This is a genomic window from Paenibacillus melissococcoides, assembly GCA_944800085.1.
In the GTDB taxonomy this organism is placed as follows: Bacteria; Bacillota; Bacilli; order Paenibacillales; family Paenibacillaceae; genus Paenibacillus_B; species Paenibacillus_B melissococcoides.
In genome coordinates, this window is record CALYLO010000008.1 from 170724 (window position 1) to 196837 (window position 26114).

General features: G+C 50.6%; 21 protein-coding genes and 1 pseudogene. 9 read left to right on the forward strand and 13 right to left on the reverse strand.

What is annotated here, in order from left to right; all coding sequences use genetic code 11:
- Nucleotides 1-26 precede the first annotated feature (26 nt).
- From OCY70_RS25660 to OCY70_RS25710, 11 genes are all read right to left on the reverse strand, one after another.
- Nucleotides 27-2672, reverse strand: a complete 2646-nt coding sequence (locus OCY70_RS25660) for a cation-translocating P-type ATPase (protein ID WP_213430696.1) — start codon at nt 2670-2672, stop codon at nt 27-29.
- Nucleotides 2673-2696: 24 nt separating this feature from the next.
- Nucleotides 2697-3272, reverse strand: a complete 576-nt coding sequence (locus OCY70_RS25665) for a TetR/AcrR family transcriptional regulator (protein ID WP_213430697.1) — start codon at nt 3270-3272, stop codon at nt 2697-2699.
- 587 nt (nt 3273-3859) lie between these two features.
- On the reverse strand, nt 3860-5866 hold the full coding sequence (locus OCY70_RS25670; protein WP_213430698.1) for a glutaminase family protein: 2007 nt from the start codon (nt 5864-5866) through the stop codon (nt 3860-3862).
- Between the two features lie 83 nt (nt 5867-5949).
- Nucleotides 5950-7131 carry an extracellular solute-binding protein gene (locus OCY70_RS25675; RefSeq protein WP_249725555.1) on the reverse strand — a complete coding sequence of 394 codons (1182 nt, stop codon included), beginning with the start codon at nt 7129-7131 and terminating at the stop codon, nt 5950-5952.
- Complete coding sequence (locus OCY70_RS25680; RefSeq protein ID WP_261945270.1) at nt 7085-8620, reverse strand: IS5 family transposase; 1536 nt, start codon at nt 8618-8620, stop codon at nt 7085-7087. The genes OCY70_RS25675 and OCY70_RS25680 overlap by 47 nt, the downstream gene beginning before the upstream one ends.
- A 157-nt stretch (nt 8621-8777) precedes the next feature.
- Nucleotides 8778-9233 (reverse strand): extracellular solute-binding protein, encoded by a 456-nt coding sequence (locus tag OCY70_RS25685; protein WP_261945269.1) that lies wholly within the window; start codon nt 9231-9233, stop codon nt 8778-8780.
- Between the two features lie 62 nt (nt 9234-9295).
- On the reverse strand, nt 9296-10189 hold the full coding sequence (locus tag OCY70_RS25690) for a carbohydrate ABC transporter permease (protein WP_213431466.1): 894 nt from the start codon (nt 10187-10189) through the stop codon (nt 9296-9298).
- A gap of 12 nt (nt 10190-10201) precedes the next feature.
- Nucleotides 10202-10840, reverse strand: a complete 639-nt coding sequence (locus tag OCY70_RS25695) for an ABC transporter permease subunit (RefSeq protein ID WP_261945268.1) — start codon at nt 10838-10840, stop codon at nt 10202-10204.
- A 120-nt stretch (nt 10841-10960) separates the two neighbouring features.
- Nucleotides 10961-12442 carry an IS5 family transposase gene (locus OCY70_RS25700; RefSeq protein ID WP_261944494.1) on the reverse strand — a complete coding sequence of 494 codons (1482 nt, stop codon included), beginning with the start codon at nt 12440-12442 and terminating at the stop codon, nt 10961-10963.
- Nucleotides 12443-12916: 474 nt separating this feature from the next.
- Nucleotides 12917-14542 (reverse strand): response regulator transcription factor, encoded by a 1626-nt coding sequence (locus OCY70_RS25705; RefSeq protein WP_213430467.1) that lies wholly within the window; start codon nt 14540-14542, stop codon nt 12917-12919.
- Nucleotides 14535-16268, reverse strand: a complete 1734-nt coding sequence (locus OCY70_RS25710; RefSeq protein ID WP_213430466.1) for a sensor histidine kinase — start codon at nt 16266-16268, stop codon at nt 14535-14537. Before OCY70_RS25710 ends, OCY70_RS25705 begins: the two co-directional genes overlap by 8 nt.
- Before the next feature lie 227 nt (nt 16269-16495).
- On the opposite strand from OCY70_RS25710, the gene OCY70_RS25715 reads away from it, so the two are divergent.
- From OCY70_RS25715 to OCY70_RS25735, 4 genes and pseudogenes are all read left to right on the forward strand, one after another.
- Nucleotides 16496-16894 (forward strand): S-layer homology domain-containing protein, encoded by a 399-nt coding sequence (locus OCY70_RS25715; protein ID WP_213430465.1) that lies wholly within the window; start codon nt 16496-16498, stop codon nt 16892-16894.
- Between the two features lie 52 nt (nt 16895-16946).
- Nucleotides 16947-17408, forward strand: coding sequence for a DUF523 domain-containing protein (locus OCY70_RS25720; RefSeq protein WP_213430464.1), 462 nt, complete (start codon nt 16947-16949; stop codon nt 17406-17408).
- 458 nt (nt 17409-17866) lie between these two features.
- Nucleotides 17867-18636, forward strand: a pseudogene (locus OCY70_RS25725) (HD-GYP domain-containing protein).
- Between the two features lie 264 nt (nt 18637-18900).
- On the forward strand, nt 18901-21075 hold the full coding sequence (locus tag OCY70_RS25735; protein ID WP_213430461.1) for a fibronectin type III domain-containing protein: 2175 nt from the start codon (nt 18901-18903) through the stop codon (nt 21073-21075).
- A gap of 229 nt (nt 21076-21304) precedes the next feature.
- Here the strand turns inward: OCY70_RS25735 and OCY70_RS25740 are convergent, their stop codons facing one another.
- Complete coding sequence (locus tag OCY70_RS25740) at nt 21305-22015, reverse strand: glycosyltransferase (protein ID WP_249725526.1); 711 nt, start codon at nt 22013-22015, stop codon at nt 21305-21307.
- Nucleotides 22005-22268, reverse strand: a complete 264-nt coding sequence (locus OCY70_RS25745; protein ID WP_213430460.1) for a hypothetical protein — start codon at nt 22266-22268, stop codon at nt 22005-22007. The genes OCY70_RS25740 and OCY70_RS25745 overlap by 11 nt, the downstream gene beginning before the upstream one ends.
- 124 nt (nt 22269-22392) lie before the next feature.
- Here OCY70_RS25745 and OCY70_RS25750 point away from each other — a divergent pair, with 124 nt between their 5' ends.
- The 5 genes from OCY70_RS25750 to OCY70_RS25770 all read left to right on the forward strand — a co-directional run bounded on the left by OCY70_RS25750 (nt 22393) and on the right by OCY70_RS25770 (nt 26025).
- On the forward strand, nt 22393-22776 hold the full coding sequence (locus tag OCY70_RS25750; protein WP_213430459.1) for an MmcQ/YjbR family DNA-binding protein: 384 nt from the start codon (nt 22393-22395) through the stop codon (nt 22774-22776).
- A 105-nt stretch (nt 22777-22881) separates the two neighbouring features.
- On the forward strand, nt 22882-23763 hold the full coding sequence (locus OCY70_RS25755) for a DMT family transporter (RefSeq protein WP_213430458.1): 882 nt from the start codon (nt 22882-22884) through the stop codon (nt 23761-23763).
- Between the two features lie 165 nt (nt 23764-23928).
- Nucleotides 23929-24615 (forward strand): HAD family hydrolase, encoded by a 687-nt coding sequence (locus OCY70_RS25760; protein WP_249725525.1) that lies wholly within the window; start codon nt 23929-23931, stop codon nt 24613-24615.
- Between the two features lie 27 nt (nt 24616-24642).
- Nucleotides 24643-25158 carry a GNAT family N-acetyltransferase gene (locus OCY70_RS25765; RefSeq protein WP_213430456.1) on the forward strand — a complete coding sequence of 172 codons (516 nt, stop codon included), beginning with the start codon at nt 24643-24645 and terminating at the stop codon, nt 25156-25158.
- 189 nt (nt 25159-25347) lie between these two features.
- Nucleotides 25348-26025 (forward strand): cobyrinic acid a,c-diamide synthase, encoded by a 678-nt coding sequence (locus OCY70_RS25770; RefSeq protein WP_213430455.1) that lies wholly within the window; start codon nt 25348-25350, stop codon nt 26023-26025.
- The last annotated feature ends 89 nt before the right edge of the window (nt 26026-26114 follow it).

Below are 26114 nucleotides of genomic sequence, written 5' to 3' on the forward strand. Positions count from 1 at the left end.
GCAATGCCGCCCCGCATTCGAATCTATCATTGCGTTCTGAGTTGTGCACGCTTCTTGAGCTTGATAAGCTCGACCACCACGAGCGGGATGACCGACAGCACCGTAACCAGAACCCAGTGGGCCAAGCTCAGCGGCACGAGGTGGAAGATGTCCATCAGCGCCGGGATCACGGCTACGCCGAATACGATCGCCAGTGACAGCATCGCGCACCAGAACAATGGCCGGTTGGACATGAACCCGATCGTGAAGATCGACAAGGTGTTGCTGCGCACATTGAAAATATGAACGACAGAGGACCAGCCCAGAATGATAAAGGCCATCGTTTGTCCAACCTCGTAGGAAGGTCCGATTTGATCAGAGATTTGTACGAAGTTCCCTACATAGAAGCCAATTAACGTCAGAATCGTGTAAACTGTTGCTTGAAAGGCAATCTTCTTGCCTAAGCCATTGGAGAAAATGCCGGCATTCTTCGCGATTGGCTTCTGCTGCATCGCATCAGGCTCCATCTTCTCGCGGCTCAGGCAGAAGCCTGGAATACCGTCAGCGACGACGTTGATCAAGAGCAATTGAATCGCGATGACCGGCGCTCCCCATCCGAGCAGAATCGCAATAATCATAATCATGATCTCCGAGAAGTTGCAGCTTAGCAGGAAGTAGATCGTCTTGCGTATATTTTCGTAGACGCGTCTTCCTTCCCCAACGGCATCGACAATCGTTGCGAAGTTATCATCGGTCAATACCATGTCCGAAGCGCTCTTCGCTACATCTGTCCCGGTGATGCCCATAGCCGTACCGACATCCGCAGCCTTCAAGGCAGGGGCGTCATTCACCCCGTCGCCGGTCATCGCGACGACGGCATCATTGGCCTGCCAAGCTTTGACGATACGAATCTTGTCCTCCGGGGATACGCGGCCGTATACGGCAATATCTTTGACCTTGCGCGTGAGCTCCTCATCGGACATGCGCGCCAGCTCTTCGCCGGATATCGCGAGGTCTCCCTCTTCGAGAATGCCAATCTCGCGGGCAATGGCCGATGCCGTAGCCATATGATCTCCCGTGATCATGACCGTCTTGATTCCTGCATCCTTGGCGGCCTGCACCGCAGCCTTGCTCTCCGGGCGCGGCGGATCAATCATGCCTACGAGACCGGCGAAGCGGAGGCCCTGCTCCAATTCTTCGGCGTCCAGCCTCTCAGGCAGCTCATCATAGTGCTTGTACCCGAGCGCCAGGACGCGAAGGGCTTGCTCTGCGAATCGATCATGAACGCGATGTGCCTCTTCTTGGTGCTGACTCGTGCAGGCTGCATTCGGATCCAACGGAATACGGTCGAAGGCGCCCTTGGTAATGGAGATATAGCCATCCGCGGTGCGGTGCACCGTCGTCATCAGCTTCCGTGACGAATCAAAGGGAAGCTCATGCACACGCGGATATTTCGCTTCAAGCTCTGCCTTGGTCATTCCTTTATTCAGCATGAGACGAATAATCGCGGACTCGGTCGGATCGCCAATCACCGTCTCTTCTCCGTCCTTTTCTTCGATGGATGCGTTGCTTGCCAGGCTGAACATGACGAGAAGATCGTTCTCCGTGTCATTGAATTCAGCACCGGCGTCCTTCGGCTCATGAGAGACCGCCCAGATCTGCTGAATCGTCATCTTATTCTGTGTCAGCGTTCCCGTCTTGTCCGAACAGATAACCGAAGCGCTGCCAAGCGCCTCTACCGCCGGGATACGGCGAATGATTGCATTTTTCTTCACCATGTTCTGAATGCCGAATGCCAGGGTGATGGTGACGATAACCGGCAGTGTCTCCGGCACGGCCGCTACGGCCAAGGATACGGCGGTCATCAGCATTTCCATCATCGTCTCGCCGTGCATGAGGCCAATGAAGAAGACAAGCGCGCCAGATACGACAGCCACGACGCTTAGCTTCTTCCCGAGCTCCATGAGGCGCTTTTGAAGCGGGGTCTTGCTCTTCTTCGTATTGTTGAGAAGGGAAGCGATCTTTCCCATTTCCGTCTCCATACCGGTTGCTACAACAACGGCTCTGCCGCGGCCATTTGTGACCAAGCACCCGGAGAAGAGCATATTCACCCGGTCTCCGAGCGGAGCGGATTCCTTGACTTCGGCATTTGCGTTTTTCTCTGAAGGCACACTCTCGCCCGTCAAGGCAGACTCCTCAACAAGCAAATTGGAACTCTCTATAATACGGGCATCCGCCGGAACCATATCTCCAGCTTCGACCACGATAATATCACCAGGCACGAGCTCTTTCGCACTGATTGGCTGCAGCGTCCCATCACGCACAACCTTGGCCAGTGGAGCATTCATATTTTTAAGAGCGTCGAGCGCTTTTTCCGCGCTAAGCTCCTGACGGATGCCGAGCACCGCATTCAGAATAACAATGGCGATGATAACGATCGGCTCCGCATAGTCATGCCCCTCTGTCACCGCAAGATAAGTGGAAATGATGGCGGCGACAATCAAGATTAATGTCGTAACCTCTGACAACTGATGCAGCAGCTTCGCCCAGATGCTCTCTTTCTTCTCTTCTTCGAACTCATTGTAGCCCTTTTGCTCCAGCATCTCCGCTGCTTGCTTACTGCTGAGTCCGTTCTCTCTATTTGTTCGAAGCGTCTTAAAGATATCTTCCAGTGTTCTCTCCATCCATTTCATTCCATGCACCTCTCTTTATGAAATCTATCCGCCCCATAGGCGAAGCAAAAATTCAACGAGCATTTCCTTTTTCATATTCAATCGAACCGGATGCCCAAAACTTTCTGCCTTCACTTTTTCAAGAATGATGGTCAGCAGCACACTGTTCGCGATGAGCGCGATGCCGCTGATTTCATCCTCCGTGATCGAATCGTCCGCCATCTTGGCAATCTCTTTTTTGAGTTCCTCCGTAATATATTCGAAAATCGAAGGATACATAAATTCGAGCTCTTTGCTGCCCATTTCTCTAATGGTGACTAAGAAGAAAGCTTTATGCTGTTCATATATCTCATTGATAAATTCAATCTTCGCCAGCAGTAGTTCACGAATGTTTTCATGATCGGTGTGGAAAAAGGTATCGATTTTTGTTTTTATCATGGTCATTTGCTGCGCTAATGATTCATGAATGAGATCATCTTTGCCTTTGAAATGCTTGAATATCGTCGCTTCATTAATGGCTGCCTGCCGGGCGATACATTTGGTTGTCGTACCCTTGAACCCATGCACCGCCATATTCTCCAAGGCGGCTGACAGCATTTTTTCTCTTACCGTCTGTTTCACGAATATGGTCTCCTTTCTTTTCATCAAGTAAGTACTTGCTTGATTTTTAGTTTACGGATCTACAGCGCGCATTTCCGTGAAATAGATCACATTTTTTATTTTTTTGTTATCTGCTGTAACCGCAATGGGCAATATAAGAAATTTGTAAGAATCGAGTAAGAAATAAGCAAACAACGATTTTTATAATGAGGCTTGTAACGACGGGAAGCCATAAGATGCTCATCAGCCTGTATAGTGCGGCCGGAATTGGGATCCTAAGCGGAAGCGGATTGCTGGTCATGAGGAAAAAGGGGTAATCGGGAAGAGGAACGTCAAAATCATAACGGGGCTATCCTGAAGTCGATGATGACTATGGGGGCGGCCTCTTATGGAAATGGCGCATCTCTCTCGACGGCCGTCAGCTCGGGATACATAACTATACGCACCTGCCCAATTGGTTGATGACGACCGGGCAGGTGAGGGAGCGGCATGTGGAACGAACGGCTGATATTGTCGATGGTTCAGTCGGGACACGGTCAGGGACTACCCCAACTGTCTAAATGACACTAGGGTAGTCCCTGAAGTTCTTCTTTAATGGTTTCATTCTGTTACACTTCTTGATGATTCGTAAGGAGACGAATGAAGAATCCCCCTACAACCGATCGGTTCTGGAAGTTCATCTGCTTTCCTGTGATCGTATCATACCAATCCGTAACCGGAACTCGATCCGGAGTTTCATTCATGAAGTCCCACAGCGGAGAGATAAGCTGCTCGAATTGGGCAGGGTTCGATGCCATCGAAGCACACCAGACAAGCCAATCTGCTTTCGTATACGTATTTCTGCTGTCAAGCGGAGTTCCATATTTATTTTTCATTGCTTCGTAGAAGGCGAGTTCTTTTTCTATGACATGATTCGGGAATAAATGCAGTCCCAGCAGATGATCCCATACCAAGTTATACTTCATGCTCCACGAGTTCTCCGAACTATCAAAGGTCAACTTGAAGTGATCTCCCGCACTCGCCATGCTCACCCATTGCTCCGCCATCTTCTCTGCTGCGCTTCGATATAACACGCTCTCCTCGAGGTCTTGGAGAGAACACATGTAGGAATAAGCGCCAATTCCTAATATGGCTTTGACCGAGAGGTTAACGTTATGAGCAAGATGACCGGCAAAGTCATCCGTACATAACTGATTCTCAGGATCGAGACCGTACTTCAGCAAATAGTCCGCCCATTGAGTAAGCAGTTCCCAGTGATCCTTGGCAAATTCAGCGCGCTGTTCAAATCTGCATATCGCAGCAGCCATCAGCAGCATGTTGCCGCATTCTTCAATCGGCATCTGATATTCCAGTTTATTTTCACCATATACTTGACCGTTCGCCTTCGGATACGTGCCTACGTCATGCGGCGCAAATTCGAATGCCCAATTTCCGCTCCGGGCATAGTCAAAGATCGGTCTCATCATCCCTTTAATAAGCTCTGTATTATATCGCAAAAAGAGTGGAATCGAAGGATAGCTGACATCTACTGTCGCGATACAACCATTGCTGAAATTTTCTTTGGAGAAAAACAGCACTTCTCCGTTCTTGCTTTCGACGAGCTTGTGCGCCGCAATGGCTTGCCTATACGTTAAAGCTAGTATATCCCTGTATTTATCACCGCCAGCAGCCCGGCTCTCTTCGTTTAAATTCTGGTTAAAGTGTGAACACTTTTGCATAACCTCTTCATATTGTTGCGAGCAGGACAAGAGCATCTCATGGAATGTTGCACCTGTTCTTCTCCAATAGGGTTCTAATCGTGTCTTGCAGTACTCAATGGAATACACGTCATGATAAGCGAGAATCAGGTACTCCGATACTTGAGCGCCGCCAACTTGACCCATGTCGATCGTGGCAGCCATGACGGGCATATGGTCAGATACCTTCCGGGGCTTACTCGTATCATCTGCTTCAGAAAGCTCTCCGGTCTCGATAAATTGTGCTCGGATGTCATACGAATGAATCGCCGTCTGAATATGGTCTGCTTGAGGCACAGCAAGACACATGTACCCCCAATCGATTCGGGTATCGTCTCCGACACGCTGTAGAATGGGCTGATCTATCGTTCCCATGGTCATCAGATTCAGCTGCCGGCCAATGTGATGGCGGCTCCATTCAATCTCTTGCTCCGGTTCATGAACACACCATTCCCCCGTAACATCTATATAGAGCTTAACATCGTGAGATTGGCCATCTACCGCATACGTATGGAAGGTAACGTAGGTCGCTGGTCTGGATATCAGCTCCAGCTCATCCATTAATAGCGGCGTTGTAAATTGGACTTCAAGTACAATTCCATCTCCTTCGAACGTATACGTTGTCGTGAGCGGATCGATTTGTAGATTTGTCTGCGGGATAACTTCCAGCTCGGATTGCTGCATGCCATCCTCCAGATCCATTTTCCCCATGAATCTTCTGACCTTGCCGTCTATCTGAATAAGTCCGACCATTCCATGTCGCTTATTTGTCCAATGCCTGGTGTGATCATCATAGAGATGGTCAGCTCCAGACCAGACGCTAAAATACGGATCTACCGTAACAAGAGGGACAGATGGCGGTCTAAAGGTTGTCGTCATAATCGATATCTCCTTACCTGTGTGTGATTTTGTAGGGGGAGGAGAACGGATGAGCGCTCTCCTTTTTTTGGTCTTCTCATTTTCTAGTTATCTAATTGGAACCTTCTGACTTCCTTGCCTTTGAGTTCTTCATTCACATATTGCATTGCTTCGTTATAGCCTGTATTGACCATTTGTTTTCTGAGCTCATTGATCACCTTCAACGCATCCTCATCCGATTTGGCATAGATCGCTTCTCTCCACACATCGCCAATCTTATCCATCGATGGTTTCAGCGTCTCCCATTGCGGCGCGCTAATAATCACATCACCAGGGCTAATCTCGGTAACCATGCGAATACCGTTCGGGCGGAAAATCTTTCGCGTCTCTTCAATCGCTTTTTGGCGAACCGGGTCAGCATAAATGTCGCCGTTGCCAACAGACCCTAGACGGAATAGTCCGCTGATTGATTTAAAACCAATTTCAATCCCTTCATTCTGGCGTACTTTGCCTGTTGGGTCATTCGCGAATTTTTCGAACCACTCTGGTTTCGCTTTCGGTTTGCCATCTACCATTTCCCAGTGTACACCCTCGACTCCGTATACAGACAACAAGAATCCCTCGTCAGATGCCAGGAAGTCCAGCACTTTAAGAGCGGCATCGACATTTTTCGTCGTTTTCGGAATAACCGTAACGTTAGAACCCTGGGCACTTAAATCAGCGGGTTGATTCGGTTCCGCTCCCGCACGCTCCAATGGCCCGACAGGAACGAATTCTGTACCAGGATGTGCTTTGACATAATCCAAGGTAGCATCATATATTGCCGGGAAGTGTACTCCCAGAACAGCTACACGACCTTGATTGATCTTTTCTTTGGCAATTTGATCCGTCTGGGTGAAAGCCTCAAGATCTAATAATCCTTCTTCGATCAACTTGCGGTTAAATAAGGTATAATCTTCATAACTCTTCGTAAAAAAGCTGTGTTCAAAGGTGCCGTCGCCCTTATCGACATAAGTTGCCGGGAAAAATGCGGAATTCGTTAAATTGACCGCCCATCCGTTGCTGAATCCGCCTAATGGGATCATGGGCATTCCGTTGACCGTAAGGTTGGCATCCTTAATTTTTTTCAGAAATTGATAGAAATCTTCGACGGTCTTAACGGATTGAGGATTGACGCCAATTTGGTCGGCAATATCCTTGCGTACATAGAACCCATACAGCCAGTCTTGAATATCCTGGTCAGTGGCCGGATAGTTCTGATACAGTAAATAGGGCTTGCTGAACATATTGCCTTTTAGGCCACAGAGGCTGACGGCACAGATTCAGCAGCAGTCTGAAAATCGGCAAAAAGAGAACGCGCAGCTTGCGTTCGAGATTCATAACAAGCAGTTGCAGAGCAATGACCGTTTCGCTTGTCTCTCGAAGGCGTGCTCGAATACGCCCCAGTCCGTAGGAGCGTTTGCCTTCTCCGAATTTTCCTTCGATCGCGTTACGCGTTGAAGCATCCTGTCTGGCCTGGTTCCGATCGGGTTCCGCTTCTTTCTTCGGACGTCCTAAGTTTGGACCACTCAGACGGATGCCGTGCTCCTTACAATAGCGAAGGTTCTCCCGGTTTCGGTAGATTTGGTCGGCTAGAATGGCTTCCGGATAACATCCATATCGCTGGACGAACGACTCCACGGAAGCTTTCAGTGTCATGCTTTCGTTGAAGTTATCCCAGGACAGCTTCTCCATTCGAGCGTAACCGTCCACCAGACTGATCGCCAGCTTTGCCCCAAACTCGACGGGAGCATTCACTTTCCCGCGGACAATCGGCCGTACATGCGGTTGGGAAAGACTGACGATTCGATCTTCCACCGAGTGTGTCCGTTTGTCGTACATCTCTTGCTGTTGACGATACAGCTCGGAAATGACGAGCAATTGCCGATACTGCTGCGAACCCAGTTGATTCAAGCTGCTTTTCGCTGCCAGCATTTCGATGATGCCAAGATTACGCGAAACATAACGAAGCTGTTTGCCAACCGCTTTCCGGATGGATTTGGCACCCGTTCGCCGTTTCTTGGCGATCTCGAGGTAGCATTTGCGGGCGGTTTGACGATACGTTCTCGGTTTCTTGGCCTTCCCGACGAAAGGCTCGTGCAGAACATCGATGATCGCTTCGAGTTTTTCCCGCGCCTCGTTCAATAATTTCAAATCGGTCGGATACGAGATGTCGGCCGGTGCGCAGGTCGCGTCGAGCATCAAGGTGCCTTTGTTGCATGGTTTCTCTTTGCTTTTGCCGTCTTCATTAACGGATGTTCCATCAGAGCCATGGCCGCTGCCTGGAGGATCTTGAGGATCGCTCTTGTTTTGTTCCTGCTTCTTTCGCTCTGCGTCCTCTTCCAAAATCCAATCGTTGATTCGTTCAATGACATCCGCACCCAATCGCTTGCGGAAATGGGTCAACAGCGAGTGATGGAACGGAGGCTTATCTTGGAACGCCGGCAGCCCAAGGAAGTACTGGTAGTACGGATTTTCGGTGATCTGCTGGACCGTCTCTCGATCATCGAGCTGCATACGTTCCTGAATGTACAGCGCTCCCAAAGCCATACGAACAGACAAGGGGATCTGGCCGCGCATTGATTTCTTGAACGACTTCGCGTAGAATTCTTCTGCCCGCCACCACGGGATGATAGCGGCCAGTTGAACCCAACGGTTCTCCTTATTTAATTTACCGCCAAACGGCAAGTAGAAATCTTCGAACAACTGAAGCTGGCTTTCGGTTCTACGATACATGTTGGTTCACTCCACGTGCACGATTTTTTGCAAGAAATTCGCATTTTCCTTGCATTTTATTTCGAGTTAGAGTCCAGAAATCCTTGTAAAACCTTTGAAAAATGATTGTTCAGCAAGCCCTAAATATTTTTTTCCATCGTAAGCATCGATCGCATTCTTATAAATCGATTCGGGGAACGTTCTCTTTCTCGATGGTCTTGGCAAGGTTAGGATATTGATCTAACTTGTCCGACAAATCAACCAATTGTCCTTCCTTCGCCGCCTTGACAATGGCGTCCAACTCCCCGCCCCAAGCTGGCCCGGTATAGATATCCGGAAGATTTTGGGTGGCGAACATGACGTTTATTTTTTCCAGCTCACTGCCTTTCGTATAATCAAATTTGACGGTGACTCCTGTCTTTTCCTTAATCACTTCCTGTACGGGGGTCATGTCAATGTCAGCGCCACTGGAGCCATTCCAGTTATGAAGAATGGTCAACGTTACATCTTCATCTGAAGAGCTCTCGCTCTCGCTGCTCTTGTTCGTGCTGGAAGAACAGCCAAGTAAGGCGGTTGACATAAGGGCAGCCGTTAACAAAATGAGTGCACTTTTTTTGCACCATTTCTTAACCATCGTACATCCTCCTATATATCAATTTAGTAAATATAAAGAGCGTGAATAGACGTAAGGCGACGTCATCCTTTGACGGAGCCGATCATGACCCCTTTTACAAAATAACGCTGCAAGAACGGGTACACGCATAGGATCGGGAAGACCGTAATAACCAAAAGAGCCATCCGAAGCGACTCAGGCGTGCTTCCGCCCGTACTCGCGCTCATCGTCTGACCGCCCTGCTGAGCAGCGCGCTGCATCGAAGATGCCAAGGATTCCGCCTCCATCAACATTTCTTGAAGCAGGGTCTGTACCGGCAGCAAGTTTTTGTCGGATACATAGTAGGCGCCTGCAAACCAATCGTTCCAATGCGCCACGCCGTTGAACAACGCAATGGTTGCCAGAACGGGACCGGATAAGGGAAGAATAATCTTGAGGAAGATTTGAAAATCTCCGTATCCATCGATCCGTGCCGACTCTTCCAACTCCTCCGGTATTCCTTGAAGGAATGTACGGATAATGACAATATGCATAAAGTTATAAAGCATCGGAATCACATATACCCAGAACGTATTAATCAGGTGAAGCTTCTGGAGTGTAATAAAGTAAGGAATGAAGCCTGCACTAAAAATCGTTGGCAAAAAGATGAAAAAAGTAAAAAACGTTCGGCCCGGAAGTGTTTTTTTGGAGAGAGCATACGCCATGAGTGTACATAACGATACGTGCAGGAACACACCGAGCACGGTTCTCGTTAATGTGATTTTGTATGCTTGCCATATTCGCGGATTATTGAACACGTCTGCGTAATTATCTAACGTAAATTGGCGGGGGAAGAAATAGAGCGCCCCCATCATGGAATCTTTGCCATCATTCAAGGAATACACGAGAACATAAATAAAGGGATACAGCATCAGAAAACCGAATAACGTTAAAACGGTATAATTGACTATCGAAAAAACATTTATTTTTCGCAGCATCTCACCACCTCCTTAGAATAGCGATACGTCGCTTTTCTTGCGTGCGATTTGATTGACGATCAGAATAAGGACCAGTCCTATCAAGCTCTGGAACAGTCCAACCGCTGCCGCATAACTCAACCTTCCTTCTCTTAACCCGGCCGTGATTACATGTACATCCAAGACACTGCCGATACTAGCCGTTGCCGGTCCATTCAGCAGCAGAAGCTGCTCATATCCGGCATTCATGATGCTGCCGCAAGAGAGGATAAATAAGATGACCGCAACATTGCGAATGCCTGGGAGTGTAATATGCCATATCTGTCTGAAGCCGCCCGCTCCATCCATCTTCGCTGCTTCATAGAGCTGTTGGTCAATCCCTGCGATGGCTGCCATGTAGATGATTGAATTCCAGCCGATGTTCTTCCATATATCCGAACTAATGATAATCTGGTAGAACCATGTCTTGTTGTACAGAAATTGAATCGGGCCGATACCGAATAATTCGAGCAATCCGTTAACGGGACCGCCGTATGGGGTGAGCAACCGCTGCAGCAAGGTAACGACGACGATCCAGGAGACGAAATAAGGCAAATAGGAAAGCGTTTGCACCACTTTCTTGAATCTCGTGTTATGAACTTCATTGAGCAACACGGCTAATAGGATAGGCATTGAGAACCCGATCAATAATTTCAACAAACTAATCACAATCGTATTGCGGATAATCGCATTGGACTGATAATAATCGAAGAACTGTTTGAAATATGTAGGGCTTGCTGAACATATTGCCTTTTAGGCCCACAGAGGCTGACGGCACAGATTCAGCAGCAGTCTGAAAATCGGCAAAAAGAGAACGCGCAGCTTGCGTTCGAGATTCATAACAAGCAGTTGCAGGGCAATGACCGTTTCGCTTGTCTCTCGAAGGCGTGCTCGAATACGCCCCAGTCCGTAGGAGCGTTTGCCTTCTCCGAATTTTCCTTCGATTGCGTTACGCATTGAAGCATCCTGTCTGGCCTGGTTCCGATCGGGTTCCGCTTCTTTCTTCGGACGCCCTAAGTTTGGACCACTCAAACGGATGCCGTGCTCCTTACAATAGCGAAGGTTCTCCCGATTTCGGTAGATTTGGTCGGCTAGAATGGCTTCCGGATAACACCCATATCGCTGGACGAACGACTCCACGGAAGCTTTCAGTGTCATGCTTTCGTTGAAGTTATCCCAGGACAGCTTCTCCATTCGAGCGTAACCGTCCACCAGACTGATCGCCAGCTTTGCTCCAAACTCGACGGGAGCATTCACTTTCCCGCGGACAATCGGCCGTACATGCGGTTGGGAAAGACTGACGATTCGATCTTCCACCGAGTGTGTCCGTTTGTCGTACATCTCTTGCTGTTGACGATACAGCTCGGAAATGACGAGCAATTGCCGATACTGCTGCGAACCCAGTTGATTCAAGCTGCTTTTCGCTGCCAGCATTTCGATGATGCGAAGATTACGCGAAACATAACGAAGCTGTTTGCCAACCGCTTTCCGGATGGCTTTGGCACCCGTTCGCCGTTTCTTGGCGATCTCGAGGTAGCGTTTGCGGGCGGTTTGACGATACGTTCTCGGTTTCTTGGCCTTCCCGACGAAAGGCTCGTGCAGAACATCGATGATCGCTTCGAGTTTTTCCCGCGCCTCGTTCAATAATTTCAAATCGGTCGGATACGAGATGTCGGCCGGTGCGCAGGTCGCGTCGAGCATCAAGGTGCCTTTGTTGCATGGTTTCTCTTTGCTTTTGCCGTCTTCATTAACGGATGTTCCATCAGAGCCATGGCCGCTGCCTGGAGGATCTTGAGGATCGCTCTTGTTTTGTTCCTGCTTCTTTCGCTCTGCGTCCTCTTCCAAAATCCAATCGTTGATTCGTTCAATGACATCCGCACCCAATCGCTTGCGGAAATGGGTCAACAGCGAGTGATGGAACGGAGGCTTATCTTGGAACGCCGGCAGCCCAAGGAAGTACTGGTAGTACGGATTTTCGGCGATCTGCTGGACCGTCTCTCGATCATCGAGCTGCATACGTTCCTGAATGTACAGCGCTCCCAAAGCCATACGAACAGACAAAGGGATCTGACCGCGCATTGATTTCTTGAACGACTTCGCGTAGAGTTCTTCTGCCCGCCACCACGGGATGATAGCGGCCAGTTGAACCCAACGGTTCTCCTTATTTAATTTACCGCCAAACGGCAAGTAGAAATCTTCGAACAACTGAAGCTGGCTTTCGGTTCTACGATACATGTCGGCTCACTCCACGTGCACGATTTTTTGCAAGAAATTCGCATTCTCCTTGCATTTTATTTCGAGTTAGAGTCCAGAAATCCTTGTAAAACCTTTGAAAAATGATTGTTCAGCAAGCCCTATGTAAGACCCGCCCACGGGCTCCCTGTGATTCCGCCTGAAAACGTATAGTCGCGAAATGCAACCTGAATGCCAAAAAGAGGTATGTAGCTGAATAATATGAACCATATAATTCCAGGAAGTAAAAACAAGTAGAATACTTTGTGCTTCCATATCCGTTTCCAAAGTTGCGATTGTGTCATCTGCACCTTCAACCTCCTTCTGAACTAGTCACCTGTCATACTTTCAGGATAAGGGAGCTGCCAAGTGGCCGAAAGTCCAAAATCTTATGCTCAGGTAATACTTTTTTCGGATCGATCCTTGCAGCATAAAGAGACCGTCCTCGGTGATGAGAACGGCCGCGTTCGTTGTTTGCTACCTGATATGTGCTGAAGTGTCTTTTATTTTTCCTCTGTACTGGCTGGGCGTCATTCCGCAATAGTCTTTAAATACTTTGATAAAATATCTGTAATTGCTATACCCAATCTCTTCTCCTATCATGGCAATCGTTTTATCCGTTTTTTCCAGCAAATCCATTCCTTTTTCCATTCGAAGCCTCGTAAGATAATCAACAAACCGATATCCGCTTTCCTGCCTGAACAACGTGCTGTAATAAGTGGGGCTGACTCCTACATATTCAGCCACCTCTAACAGGGAAATATCGCGATTGAGCTTCAGCTTCATATACTCCATTCCCTTTGTTACGGGCCCCATTGTTTTGCTCTCCAACCGAATTGTATTCAGGATAAAGTCAATCAACTCATACAGTTTACGGGACATATCTTCAAAGGTCTCTGCACAGCGAATCTCTTGACAGAGAGACTCCATCACTTCTCTCATGACAGGCAATGATTTGATGTCTCTAAGCTCCTTCAGAAGCTGAGTGAGCATTTCGCTCGCAATAAACCGGATCGACGGAATGGAGCCTTCATCATATAGCTGCTTCAGCATTATGTTCAGAATTTGTTTGCCCTGTTCGTATTGGTGCTGCTTAAAGGCATTCAAGATTTCCTTTTCCCGTTGAACAGGGTAGGGGATATCCCGCGTGCGAATCATCGACGGATCGTAGATATGCATGGATTCCTTGCCTGAAAAAAACTTGTACGCGAGAGCGGTGCTCCCCTGGGCATAGAACTCAGGAATAGCTTCCCACGAGCCGCACACCCTGACACATCCAAGCGATAATTGTATCGGAAATAGACGTATATATCGTCGTAAAGACTCTTGAAAGCTTTGTCCTATCCGCTTCATCCCACAAGTATCAATGTCGTCGCTTGCGTTAATCATCACGATAAATTGGTTAGGCGCAAGGACGATACACTGTGAATTCCCATACCTTGACGCTACCTCATTTAAAATGTTCTGAATCATAAAGCGGCATAAGCTCAAATCCGTCTCGGACATGCCAGATGCCAGTTGGTCATAGCCATCCACCTCAGCAACGTACAGCAGCATACCGTCTCCTTCATAAGGAATCCCATACTTTTTCCAATCCTTCCATAGAACAGGTCCGGTGCTGCTCCCGGTTAACCAGCGGGCAAAAAATGCCTGCTTATCCCTTTCCTCATTTTCCTTCCGTTGTTGATGGGCATACAGCAGATTGTTCGACATCAGTTTACGCTTTTCTAGTCTTGCTACAATGTTCAGCAACAATTCGGTCAATTGCTCCTTGGTAATCGGCTTTAAGATATAGTCGTTCACCTGATATCGCAGCGCTTCCTGCGCGTATTTGAATTCTCCATAGCCGCTTAAAATGACAATTTCCGCGCGGTTACTTGAATGAGAGCGAATATGTTTAACGAGTTCGATGCCATCCATCTCGGGCATGCGAATATCGGTAATGACCAAATCAATGTCCCTATGTTCTTGGAGCAGTTCCCAAGCTTCAAGTCCATGCCGGGCGACTTTCACCAGTTCAAAGCCTAAATCGGTCCAGTTAATCATTTTCGAGAGCCATCTTCGTGTGGAGGCCTCGTCTTCAGCTATCAATACTTTATACACCCTTATCACTCTCCAAAATGGGCAAGATTAATGTTACCTCTGTTCCCTCATCAGGAGCAGACTTCAGGCAGATGCCATACTGATTGCCAAAATACATTTGAATGCGCTCTCGAATATTTTTAAGACCGACGCCACTGGACGACTCCGTCCGATTGAATACAGCATCAACCTGTTCCTCATTCATCCCTGCGCCATTATCCAGGATTTGAATGGCAACCGCTTGACTCGTCAATTTGCCTGTAATCCATATTTCTCCGGGTCCGTTTTTCAAGCCGTGCTTGATAGCGTTCTCAAGGATGGGCTGCAAGATGATTTTCAATGTATAGTAGTCATATATACGTGCATCAATATCCCAATGGATACGATATGGAGTATCAAAGCGAACCTTAAGAATATCCAAATAGTGACGAGCGTGCATAATTTCATCATTCCATCGAATAATGCTCTTTCCTTTAGAAACAGATACGCGAAATAAGTCTGCCAGCGCGACAACCATCCTCGTTGCATTATCTTTTTCATCCAAGTCAATCTCGTTTTTGATGGCATCCAGCGTATTGTACAGAAAATGAGAATCGATCTGTCCTTGAAGGAAGTTGATCTCCATCTCTCTTCGTTCCAGCTTGATCACATAATTTTGATGAATCAGTTCCTGGAGATTTTGTGTCATATGGTCAAATTTACGTTCCAGATAAGCGATTTCATCCAGCTTGCCACTCATTACCGCGCTAGGAGGACGATCATCGAAAACGCCTCTACCGATTCGAGAAACTTTGGTATGAAGCCGCCGAATTCCTTTTGTCATTTTTCTGGATATCAGCAGGACAAGCAGCGCGAACACAATCGCACAGATGGCGGAAATAACTACAGTCGTGCGGCGCATAGTTGATATATCTTCTTCGACGGCGGTTTTTGGAACGATCAGGAACGTACTCCAATCGACATTTTCCAATTTGCGATACCAAGCTACATAATCGTTGGAATCAACCGTGACCGGCAGCTCCTTGCCGCTCTGGGCGCTGGTACGGGAGAGTTGTACAATCTCGCTCGCAAGGGTCTCCCCAATCCGGTTGGATTCAGGGTGATACATGATCTTTCCATTCTGGTCAGTCAGGATCAAAGTACTCATTTTGTCGAGAGACGATGTTTCTTTGACTGTCGTGATGGAGGGGATCTCGATGGTCAGCTTGATATATCCGATCTTCTTATCGAACTCCTTTAGACTGTGGATAGGCCGAATCAGGGAATAATAGTTCTTTCCCTCGATGTGATCCAATCGCCAGAACTTGTGATCCGGAAGAGATTCCAGATGGTACATCCTTCGCATTCTATTATAAGGAAACAGGAACCTTCCGTCAGAGATCACATCCGAACCCAAGGAGTAAAATTCGATACTCTCCACGTCCGTCGCTTGATAAGCTTCGATATACTTAACCGCTTCTTTGATCTCCTTGTGGACTTGCAGCAATCCTTTTTGCTGATTCTTCTCATTGTCCGTAAGCAGGCTCTGAATACTCTCCGACACCGTTAACCGGTCCAAAATACTCTCATAGAAACGAATATTGTATTCAATGCCGCTGTTGGATTGCGTAAGGACTTGTTGATAAGAATCCGACACAAAGCGCGTAATTAACTGGCTCGTTTGCTTAAAAAAATAATTTGATAAAAATAGGATCGGAAGCAGGGTAGTCCCAATGAATACCAGCATGAGTTTTTGATGAATTCGCATTAAATGCTCCTTATCATCCTTATCCGTGCAGAAATTATGATATGCGACACGGTTGTAGCGATTCTGCACCTTAAGCGTGTGCCTTCCCTCCTTATAGCCAAAGTATAACGCAAACAGTAAGCCAGGAATATGATTGTCATATAAAAGACAAGCATACTTTTCCCGTGCGCGGCCTAGCTTGTTCCCATGGGGAAACACAACAGAGAGAGATGACAGGGGAGCAGTACTTGAGAAGGATTGTCAAAAAGATGCTGCCCCGTGTGCTCGCGGTATCGATCATGTTGACAGAAGTGACTGCGCCTGTATCGGCATCGTCGTACCGCGGTACGCAAGGACACTGGGGGCAAGCGGCGATTGACAAATGGAACGGCTATGGTGTTGTGCATGGATATGCTGGAGCATTCCGGCCGGGTGCACCGGTGACGAGAGCCGAATTTGCCGTCATGATGGATAGCCAGCTATACAGAGCTGCGGCAACAGAATTCCCTAAGCATCGGCACTCAAATCAATATGCCGATGAGAGAATAGATAATGACGGTGGAGAACAAGATGGTCATATAAAGGAATTTTCTCCTGTTTTTTTCTCGGTTTTTTGTTTATTCCTGCAAGTTGTCGAGGTAAAATAGATAGGCAATTGCTAGGCTGCAGATTCGAATCGAATAGAAAAGAGGAAGAAACGTGATTATCGTCAGTGCTTGTCTGGCCGGATTGGAAGTAAGATATGATGGAACGCACCGTCTCGATCATCGCATCGCGAAGCTGCTGGAGGAAGGGAAGGCCGTTACCGCCTGCCCGGAGCTGCTGGGAGGCTTCTCGACGCCCCGGGAACCGGCCGAGATTATTGGCGGAGACGGGGACGATGTCCTGGACGGGAAGGCCCGCGTCATCGAGCGATCAGGCAGAGACGTGACCGCCATGTATGTCGAAGGAGCTTGGGAGACGCTGAGACAGGCCCAGGCGATGAAGGCCACGCTGGTTGTGCTCAAAGAATACAGTCCTTCTTGCGGAAGCTCGATGATTTATAATGGCGAATTCGCAGGCAAGGCGAAGGCTGGCCTCGGCGTGACCGCTGCGCTCCTGAGAAGGCACGGAATCGAAGTGATATCGGAGGAGCGGTTCGCCAAGTGGAATATCGAGTAAGTCATTACCTTGCTGCCACAAGGAGATTCAATGGGCTGCCGTCATCCTTGTTCGACAGGCTTCCGGTACGGGTGACAGGCGTGCAGGCTCGTAAAGCCAGGCGTCGAATTTTCTATATGAAGACATGAACAAGTAGGATTCTCGATTCGGGAATCGCTTGATGTGATATCAGGACTGCAGCGTGCGACCTGAGTTGGATGCCAGGCAATGAAGTGGAAGGGGATCGGGAATGTTGTCGTTCAACCCCGGATCCCGAGATAAGGTGGATTATGGTTCATTTTGCGCAAAGAAGATTACTGAAAATGTGGTGGGAACGGCCCATCCTGTTTATTGTTCTGTACGGATTATGTTTATCGCTTACGATATGGATTGACGGATTCCTCTACCCGGATCAGGATATGTTCATCTGGTATCTCGTCGATATCGTGTTTGCCGGATTTGGGTTCTGGCGCAATCCGATGCTGCAGGTTCTCGCGGCGGCAGTGATTACATGGCTCCATTACGCGTTGGCGCCCTTTCCGTTCCCGCATGCCAATGTGTTTATATCCCAGGCTCTTATTCATTTATTGGCGATTTTATCGATATCTTTTGCCATTAAATATTACATCCGCGAAAAAGAGAATACGCTGAACCTGACGCTAACCTTAGCCAAGTCGCTGGATTCGAGAGATCCGTATACGGCTTTCCATTCGGAGAATGTGGCTTATTATGCCGTATGCATCGCGAAGGAGATGAGGCTGAAGCGCAAGCAGTGCGGCCATATTTATATCGGCGGACTTCTGCATGATATCGGAAAAATAGGCGTGCCCGAATCGATTTTGAATAAGCCGTCCAAGCTGACGAAGGAAGAGTATGAGGTGATTAAGCAGCATCCCGTCATCGGCTATGAGATGGTGAAGCATATTTCTTGTTTTCAAAAAAACGGCGTACTCGACATGATTCTGTTCCATCACGAACGCTATGACGGGACCGGATATCCGCATGGATTGCGGGGACCGAAATTCCGTTGGCGGCCCGTATTATGGCCGTGGCCGACTCCTTCGACGCGATGACCTCAAGGCGGGTCTACCGGCCTGAGGCCGATATCCGCTGCGCCCTGGAGGAGATTCGCAAGCATAAAGGCACCCAATTCGATCCCGATATCGCCGATATCTTCATTCAGATTGTCGAACGGGAAGGGGAGCGCATTCTGTCTCAACCTCGCAATATCCTTGCGAGAGCAAGGTGAAGGAAGGCCCAGAAGACAGAGTACAGATACCGTGATGAAAGGTCAGTGCTGTTATCGCCATCATAATGGCCCCCAGTCTCTCCGGATGCCTTCCCATATTACATCGAAATGCTACGGTCACAATAAATCAACGTGCAACAACTTATTGACCATATTATGGAGAGTTTTATTCTGCCGGATTATGTGCTCGAGCTCGACGAGAACGATATCTGCTATGATAGGGAATAGGGAATATATGTTCTAAGGATGAAGGAGGAGAGCGGGATGAGCCGACTCTATCGAGTGATCAAGCCCCATCGTTCCAATTACCCTCAGCCGATCCGGTTGTCAGCCGGACAGCGGGTGATTCTGGGGAAATTGGATGATGGCCCGCCGCTTCCGAAGGAGGCGAACAACCAGCCGCTGCTCTATGTCCGGTGGGTGGTCAATTCGGATGCAAGAACGTCGGGCGAGTCGGGCGGCGTCGGCAGCGCCGGCTCCAGCCGGATCAAAGACGTGCGCATCGCGGGCGAGCGCATGGACGGTTCGGAGCTGGTCGTTCCCACCATCGATAAATTCCGCTATCCGATGAACGGAACCGGCGATGCGGCCGGCAATGTCGCTGTGCAGGTGAAATTCAACAAGTCGATTACGGTCAATCCGGGATACAACGCCAGCATCGTGGACAGCGACAAGCAGGCGGTCGCCAATATTTCCGTCTCGGCGAGCAACGACATGCTGACGATTCAGCATCCGGCGCTGTCTCCGGGCAAGACATACACGGTCGCGGTGCCGAAGGAATTGGTGAAGGGGACAGATAACGGGCCGCTCGTGCGGGATGTCGTCTGGAGCTTCACGGTAAAGGATTCCCCGTATACGCCGCGGCTCGTCAATATGACGTTCAACGGCGATCCGAAGACGAGCATTGCGCTCGCCTGGTATACGGATCAGATGACGGGGACGGTGCTGCAGGTCGTGGAAGCGTCCAAAATGCAGGGAAGCGAATTCCCTGTCCAAGAGGCGCTGGTCTTCAACGGCAGCGCGGAAGCGATCAAGACGTTCATGAGCGCCAAGGATCGCGAGAAGAAAAAGTATACGACCTTCATCAGCCACCGGGCTTCCGCCGCCAACTTGAAGCCGGGCACCGCTTATAAGTACCGGGTCGGCAACGGGGATGACGCAGGCTGGAGCCGGATTGGGAGCTTCACGACCGATGCCGCGGGCAATCAGCCGTACCACTTTATCGTCGGGTCGGATTCCCAGGCTTCGAAGCTGTCCGCCTTCGAGAAGTGGCAGGACACGTTCCGCAAAGCGATTGACCAGATCGGCGATCCGAAGTTCCTGATCAACGTCGGCGACCTGGTCGACAACGGCGATTTGGAGGAGCAGTGGCAGTGGATGCTGGGCGTCGCTCAGGAAGAATTGGCCCAGGTTCCCTTCGTTCCGGTTCTCGGAGGGCATGAAGTGCAGGATTATGACGGCGACGAGACGACGCCGAACCGGAACTTCTACAATCATTTCAACCTGCCGCTGAGCGCCGGCGTGCCAGGGGCGCATGAAGGCTCGATCTACTCGTTCGAATATGGCGACGCGCTCTTCACCGTCATCAATTCGCAGTTCGAAGGCGAGCTGAAGTCCAACGGCAAGGATGTCGATTGGGCGGATGACGAGTTCTGGGCCCAACTGGATTGGATGCGCCTTCAGGTGGCCAAGACGGATAAGAAGTGGAAGTTCGTGTCGCTTCACAAAGGCCCTTATTCGGCAGGCGACAACGCGGGCCAGTGGGAGGACGGCCGGATTCAATTTTATAAAAAATATCTCGTTCCGGTGTTCGATGAGATGGGCATCGACGTCGTGTTCGAGGCGCGCGACCATATGTATATGCGTTCGTACCAGATGCTGAACGACGTTCCGGTGAAGAACGTGCAGAAGGATGGGCAGGGCCGCGTGCTGAACCCGCCGGGCAGCATCTATCTGATGCCGAATTCCCTCGGCGAGAAATTTTACACGAAATATCCGGGCTATGATGATTTTTTTGCGGTCATTAACGATCAGCCGTTCAAAAAAATGTTCGTCGATGTCTCGATTGCGGATGATGTGCTCAAGCTGACGGCCTATACGGCGGACAAGGCGAAGCCGGCGGTCTATGACGAGTATGCGATTAAGCGCACGGACGGCAAGCCGGACAAGGTCGAGCAGGCGAAGCTAACCTTCAGCGGCAAGCGGGCCGGCCTCTCGTGGAAGATGCCTTCTTCCAGCTCCGAGCCGGTCAGAGGCTTCCGCATCTATGAGAAGAACGGCCAGGCCGGCACCAACTGGAGCGCCTATATTCCGGCGGCCGCAGGACAGACCCGGTATACGTATTCCGTGAACAATCTCGACTCGAGCCGTTCCTATGAGTTCGTTATTAAAGCGGTCGGCACACGGAACAACTCGGACCCGGTATCCGTGAAGCGGTAACGAGAGACAGCAGCATCGTACGGTGCAGCTCCATGCAGCCCCTTGCTTGGCCGGAACGGCGAGCGAGGGGCTTCGCCAGCATGAGCGAGAGTCAGCGCCGTCTGAACTGCTCAAGCTTGCGATGGATAAGTGCAAGGTATGGTCCAGGCCGTTCTCTTGCCGTATCGTCTGGGCACTCGTGTGCGCGTTCCGGGACAGGCTCTCGTTCCAGGCAAGCTCCTTCACTCGGTCAGTGAGCGAGTCGACCGTCATTTCCTTCTCGCGGAGAGGGGCAGTCGCTGCGCCCAATTGCTGCCTTCGTCTCGCCCAGAACGGCTGATCGCCGACGAACGGGCAGACGAGCATCGGCTTGCAGCTCGGGGGTGAACAGCCTCCGAGCCGGCAAGCCGAGCGTCTCTCGTCTCCACCGGTTCAACAAGTTCAGGAAAGGAGCAGAGAGCAGACGATTCATGGAATAGCTCATCCGGTTCAACCAGCCCATGCCCGAATCGAACGGGAGGGCCGGATTCGCGAAGCGCGAGGTCGGCATAAGCAAAGGAACGGGATGAGCCGCGAATACCGGAATGTCCAACTTTTCAGCGATATCGGCGCCGGCCAATGCCTTCGGATGGAAGATAAGCGCTTCGGCTTCCTGAGTGTGAGAGGCCGCCCACAGATCGGTAAGCATCTGCTCCATCATCGGATAAATAAACTTCTTTATATTCCGCATGATCGCGAGCGGGTTCCCGCCTAGCATTTGCCTGCCTTCCTCGGACTCGGCCAGATCCAAAAAGCGGGCCCGTATCGGGCTGCAGGAGAGCCCATACCGCTCGACGAACGGCTTGAAGTTCTCCGCTGTTACTACATTGACAATATGTCCCGCTTCCTGAAGCTTCATCCCGATCGCGACGAAGGGCTGCACATCTCCGCGTGTCCCTAATGTGAGAAGATTAATCTTCATAACCGTCTTGTCCTTTTCTGTAGACTCCGTACTTTAACATATCAAGAAAAGGCGTCAGATCCGCGCCCCCTTCTATCGTGGCGCCGTCGCTCGAAGGGGGGCCGTGCTGTGCTATCTGATGCGCAACGAGCGCTTCCAAGGAGATCAGGATAAATTGGAGGGCTTGATCGGGATCGACCCCTTGGCGGAAATGTGCGCGTTTCACTCGCTTCTCCAGCAGCGGAACGTATTGATTCTCCATCTGCTGCTGCATATGGTTCAGTTCTTCCCGCAATGCATTTGGGGGCCTAACCGTCCTTTTTTCGGATCTTCTCGCCCTTGTGCTATAATCGGGACAACATGGAACGACTGCAGGAATAGGGAAGGGGCATGACGGTATGGAACCAAGAGAAGGCATGACATCGCCGGAAGGGCTGGAGATGCTGGAGCGGGTGCGCCGCATCTGCCGCACGCTGCCGGAAGTGGAAGAGATCATTGACGGATTCGGCCACAACACCTTCAAGGTGAAGGGCAAATCATTCGTCATTATGGGGGAAAACGGCAAAGCCCCCGGCCTGTCCTTCAAGTCGGACCGGGAGACGCAGGACATTTTGCTCCAGCAGGGCGGCTTTGTCAAGACGCCTTATATCGGCCATCATGGCTGGGTATCGGTCAAGACGGATGAGCCTTTGGATTGGGCTGAGCTCGGCGAGCTGATCGAGGAGGCTTATTTGCGTGCGGCCCCGAAGCGCCTCGTGAAGCAGGTGAAGCCGGAAGCTTGACGATCACGGAAAACCGCGGCGATAACACCTCGAGAATTGCCGTCTCGCCGGAGAACGGGTATGATGGGGAATACATCACTCATACTGGCGGAGTTGAGATTACTTATGAATTCATTCCCCAAATTGAAGTTGACGCTGTCGATGGCTATCTTCGGATCCGTCGGCTTTTTCTCGCAGCAGACGGGCTTGCCCGCGCTTGAATTGGTGTTTGTCCGCTGCATCTGCGCGGCCTTGTTCCTCAGCCTGTGCTGGGTGCTGACCGGCCAGGCCAAGCGGGAACGATACATTGGACGAGAAGTGATTCAGGTTCTGGCGTGCGGCGTGTTCCTCGTCCTGAACTGGGTCTTTCTGTTCCGATCCTTCGAGACGATGTCGGTCACCATCTCGATTTCGATCTACCATCTCGCGCCAGTCTTCGTCCTCATCCTGGGGAGCTTCCTGTTCCGTGAGAAAATGACGCTGCTGGCGGCGCTCTCTATCCTCGTCTGCTTCGCCGGCACGCTGTTCGTCATCGGCCTCGATCAGGGCTTGTCGTGGCGGGAGGTATGGTCTACGGGCGCCGGCTGGGCGCTGCTGGCCGCGCTGTTCTATGCCGGGACGACGCTGCTGGGCAAAGGCATCGACGTTATGAGCGCCTACCTGATGACGGTGCTGCAGACATTGTTGGGCGTCTTTCTGCTGCTGCCCTTTGTGGACTTCGGCGCGTTCCACAGCCTGACGCCATATAATTGGGCATATATTGCGGCGACCGGGCTGATCCATACCGGTTTTGTCTATTATTTGTTTTTTGACAGCCTCCGCAATTTGTCGGCCCGGATTATATCCGCGCTCATCTTTGTCGATCCGGCGGTCGCCATTTTGCTTGACACGGTCTTTACCGGATTTCGTCCGACTCTGCTGCAGGTTGCCGGCATCGTGCTTATTTTTGCCGGGATGGCCGGATCGCTGTGGAAGCCGCAATCCAAGCAAGACTACCTTTCGAGCTGACAATCGTAAGCTGCGCCAGGATACGGCAGATGTTCTTGCACCCGCAGGTCCAGACAAGTTTTTATGAAGCTTCGCATACAGCCGTGGAAGGAAATAGCCGCGAGGCAGGGAAGTATGTTCTTTATAACGGAAAACACCGGAGTGGAATGGGAAGGAGGCGCAAATGTGGCGATCAAAGCGATTGCGTTGGATTTTGACGGACTCATTGTAGATACGGAGACGGCCAGCTACGATTCCTTCTGCGAGCTCGTTCGGAGCTTGGATCTGGACATGCCGTTGGAGGTATGGAAGGAGTGGGTCGGCGGCATCAAGACCTGGCAGTTGGCCTGCGATTACTTGGATGAGCAGCTCGGCAAGCCTGTCGATCGGGAGGGGCTGCACCGCCGTCACCGGGAAATGTACACCGCCTTAATCGCGGAAATGGATGTGATGCCGGGCGTGAAGCAGCTCCTGGAGGATGCCCGCCGCATCGGCCTGCGCGTGGCCCTCGCCTCCAGCGCTTCGGCGGCCTGGGCCGTAGAGCATATCAAGCGCTGCGGGCTCCTTGATTATTTTGATGTGCTGCAGACGCGGGACGATGCCGCCAAGGTGAAGCCGGATCCGGAGATATACCGCAAGGCGGTGGAGAAGCTCGGCGTGAAGCCGGAGGAGACGATCGCGTTCGAGGATTCTCTTGTCGGGACGATGGCGGCAAAGGCAGCTGGTCTGTCTTGCGTCGCCGTGCCGAATCGGGTGACCCGCCTTTTCTCGTTCGAGCATGTCGATCTGCAATTGGCCTCATTGGCCGATATGAGTCTGGAGGAGATCATCCGCACGTTGGAGTATTCGGCAACATCATCCGCTCTTTCATGATCATCAGAAAGGCAGGCGAATGGATAGGTGGCGGCCGCGAATGACGCCGCCCGTTCCCTTGTGATTCAACGGGCGGCTTCGGAGCACATTGTCCCGCTGCAAGAGCTGTATCTGGAAGCTGCCCGCTGGAGAGCCAGCCGCGGCATTATGCTGTGGGATGAGCGCGCGTTTACGGCGGCGTATATGGAGCGCTTCATGCAGGAGAGAGAAGTGTTCATCGCCATGGCAGGCGGGGACGGAATCGGGTGCTTTGCCATTCAATGGAGCGATCCGGCGATATGGCGAGAACTTGATAAAGAGGAATCGGGCTACCTGCATCGGCTCGTCGTCAGCAGAAAATATAGCGGATTGAGGCTGGGATACAGGCTGCTGGAATGGGCCGAGAATTATGTGAAAAGCCAAGGAAAACGGTTCTTCCGGCTGGACTGCATGTCCGAAAATGAAGGCCTGAACCAGTATTATGGGGAGGCTGGTTTTTCTTTTGCGCGGACAGTAATCGGAGAAGGCTGGAGCGCCAATTTGTACGAAAAGAAGTTAGGCTAAACTCCCGGGGCTCGTTACCCTGGGCATAGAAGGGACAGACACAGGCTGCGGACGGCCTGTGTTTTTTTGCTGTGTGCAGCTATTCTGCGATTTTGCGGGTTGAAGCGGGGCTTAGGTTGTAATAAAATAGAGCTGTGATTAATAATGATAATCATTATCAGTTATCATTGTGAGATAAGGAGGAGTCCCATGTCATTGCCGGGCATACCGGTGCCGAAGGAACGGCTCAGTGATGAGGACATCGAACGGTTCGTCCGCTGCCGGCATTGTTATTATCGCAAGTGCCGGAATGCTCATGAATCGAGCTGGGTGTATGCGGCGCAAGCGTCGGTCAATCGGATCGTGCATGCGTATTATTCACGTGCACCCGAGGCGAGAACGGCCGCTTCCGTCCTGGGCGATATGGAGAGCTATTGGACGCCGGAGCGGGAGCGTTTCCCGTCGGAACAGCATTATTTGCGTACCAAGCGTTCGGTATTTCGCTTTTTAGATGAGTACTTGACGGGGGAAGCCCCCGGTCATGCGCTGCTGCTCGGGGAGAAGCTGTCCGTCCAGGCCGTGGAATTGGGAGCGGATCTGTCGATGACGCTCCAGGTGGCCGAATGCTCGGATTCGTCCTTCGTCATTCGGAAGTACGTGGTCGCCGATGAGCCGCAAGTGTTTAAAGCCTACGTTCAATTTGCACTCGTCTTCGCATACAAGGCTTTTGGCCGGCTGCCGGACCGAATCGAAATCTATGCCTTGATGAACGGCTCGGCGTATGCCTTCCGCCCGAAGGAGGAGCATTATCATTCTTCGCTGGATTTCATGCGCTTGATGCTCGGGGTCATGAATGAGGGGCCGACGGGCAGCGGCCTGTACCACTGAGTCAGCTATCATGTTACTTTTTGCAGGAGAAGGGGATTTACGCGCTTTGACGATATGATTCGCATACCGCCATTGGCGATGCCAGGGCG

What these genes read in the sequence shown, in the direction of transcription:
- OCY70_RS25680 (WP_261945270.1), bottom strand. Translation starts at nt 8,620, where the DNA reads ATGTATCGTAGAACCGAAAGCCAGCTTCAGTTGTTCGAAGATTTCTAC.
- OCY70_RS25735 (WP_213430461.1), top strand. Translation starts at nt 18,901, where the DNA reads ATGAGCCGACTCTATCGAGTGATCAAGCCCCATCGTTCCAATTACCCT.
- OCY70_RS25685 (WP_261945269.1), bottom strand. Translation starts at nt 9,233, where the DNA reads ATGGTTAAGAAATGGTGCAAAAAAAGTGCACTCATTTTGTTAACGGCT.
- OCY70_RS25770 (WP_213430455.1), top strand. Translation starts at nt 25,348, where the DNA reads ATGTCATTGCCGGGCATACCGGTGCCGAAGGAACGGCTCAGTGATGAG.
- OCY70_RS25700 (WP_261944494.1), bottom strand. Translation starts at nt 12,442, where the DNA reads ATGTATCGTAGAACCGAAAGCCAGCTTCAGTTGTTCGAAGATTTCTAC.
- OCY70_RS25670 (WP_213430698.1), bottom strand. Translation starts at nt 5,866, where the DNA reads ATGACGACAACCTTTAGACCGCCATCTGTCCCTCTTGTTACGGTAGAT.
- OCY70_RS25745 (WP_213430460.1), bottom strand. Translation starts at nt 22,268, where the DNA reads ATGCAGCAGCAGATGGAGAATCAATACGTTCCGCTGCTGGAGAAGCGA.
- OCY70_RS25755 (WP_213430458.1), top strand. Translation starts at nt 22,882, where the DNA reads ATGAATTCATTCCCCAAATTGAAGTTGACGCTGTCGATGGCTATCTTC.
- OCY70_RS25710 (WP_213430466.1), bottom strand. Translation starts at nt 16,268, where the DNA reads ATGCGAATTCATCAAAAACTCATGCTGGTATTCATTGGGACTACCCTG.
- OCY70_RS25660 (WP_213430696.1), bottom strand. Translation starts at nt 2,672, where the DNA reads ATGAAATGGATGGAGAGAACACTGGAAGATATCTTTAAGACGCTTCGA.
- OCY70_RS25690 (WP_213431466.1), bottom strand. Translation starts at nt 10,189, where the DNA reads ATGCTGCGAAAAATAAATGTTTTTTCGATAGTCAATTATACCGTTTTA.
- OCY70_RS25695 (WP_261945268.1), bottom strand. Translation starts at nt 10,840, where the DNA reads ATGCCTATCCTATTAGCCGTGTTGCTCAATGAAGTTCATAACACGAGA.
- OCY70_RS25675 (WP_249725555.1), bottom strand. Translation starts at nt 7,131, where the DNA reads ATGTTCAGCAAGCCCTATTTACTGTATCAGAACTATCCGGCCACTGAC.
- OCY70_RS25740 (WP_249725526.1), bottom strand. Translation starts at nt 22,015, where the DNA reads ATGAAGATTAATCTTCTCACATTAGGGACACGCGGAGATGTGCAGCCC.
- OCY70_RS25750 (WP_213430459.1), top strand. Translation starts at nt 22,393, where the DNA reads ATGGAACCAAGAGAAGGCATGACATCGCCGGAAGGGCTGGAGATGCTG.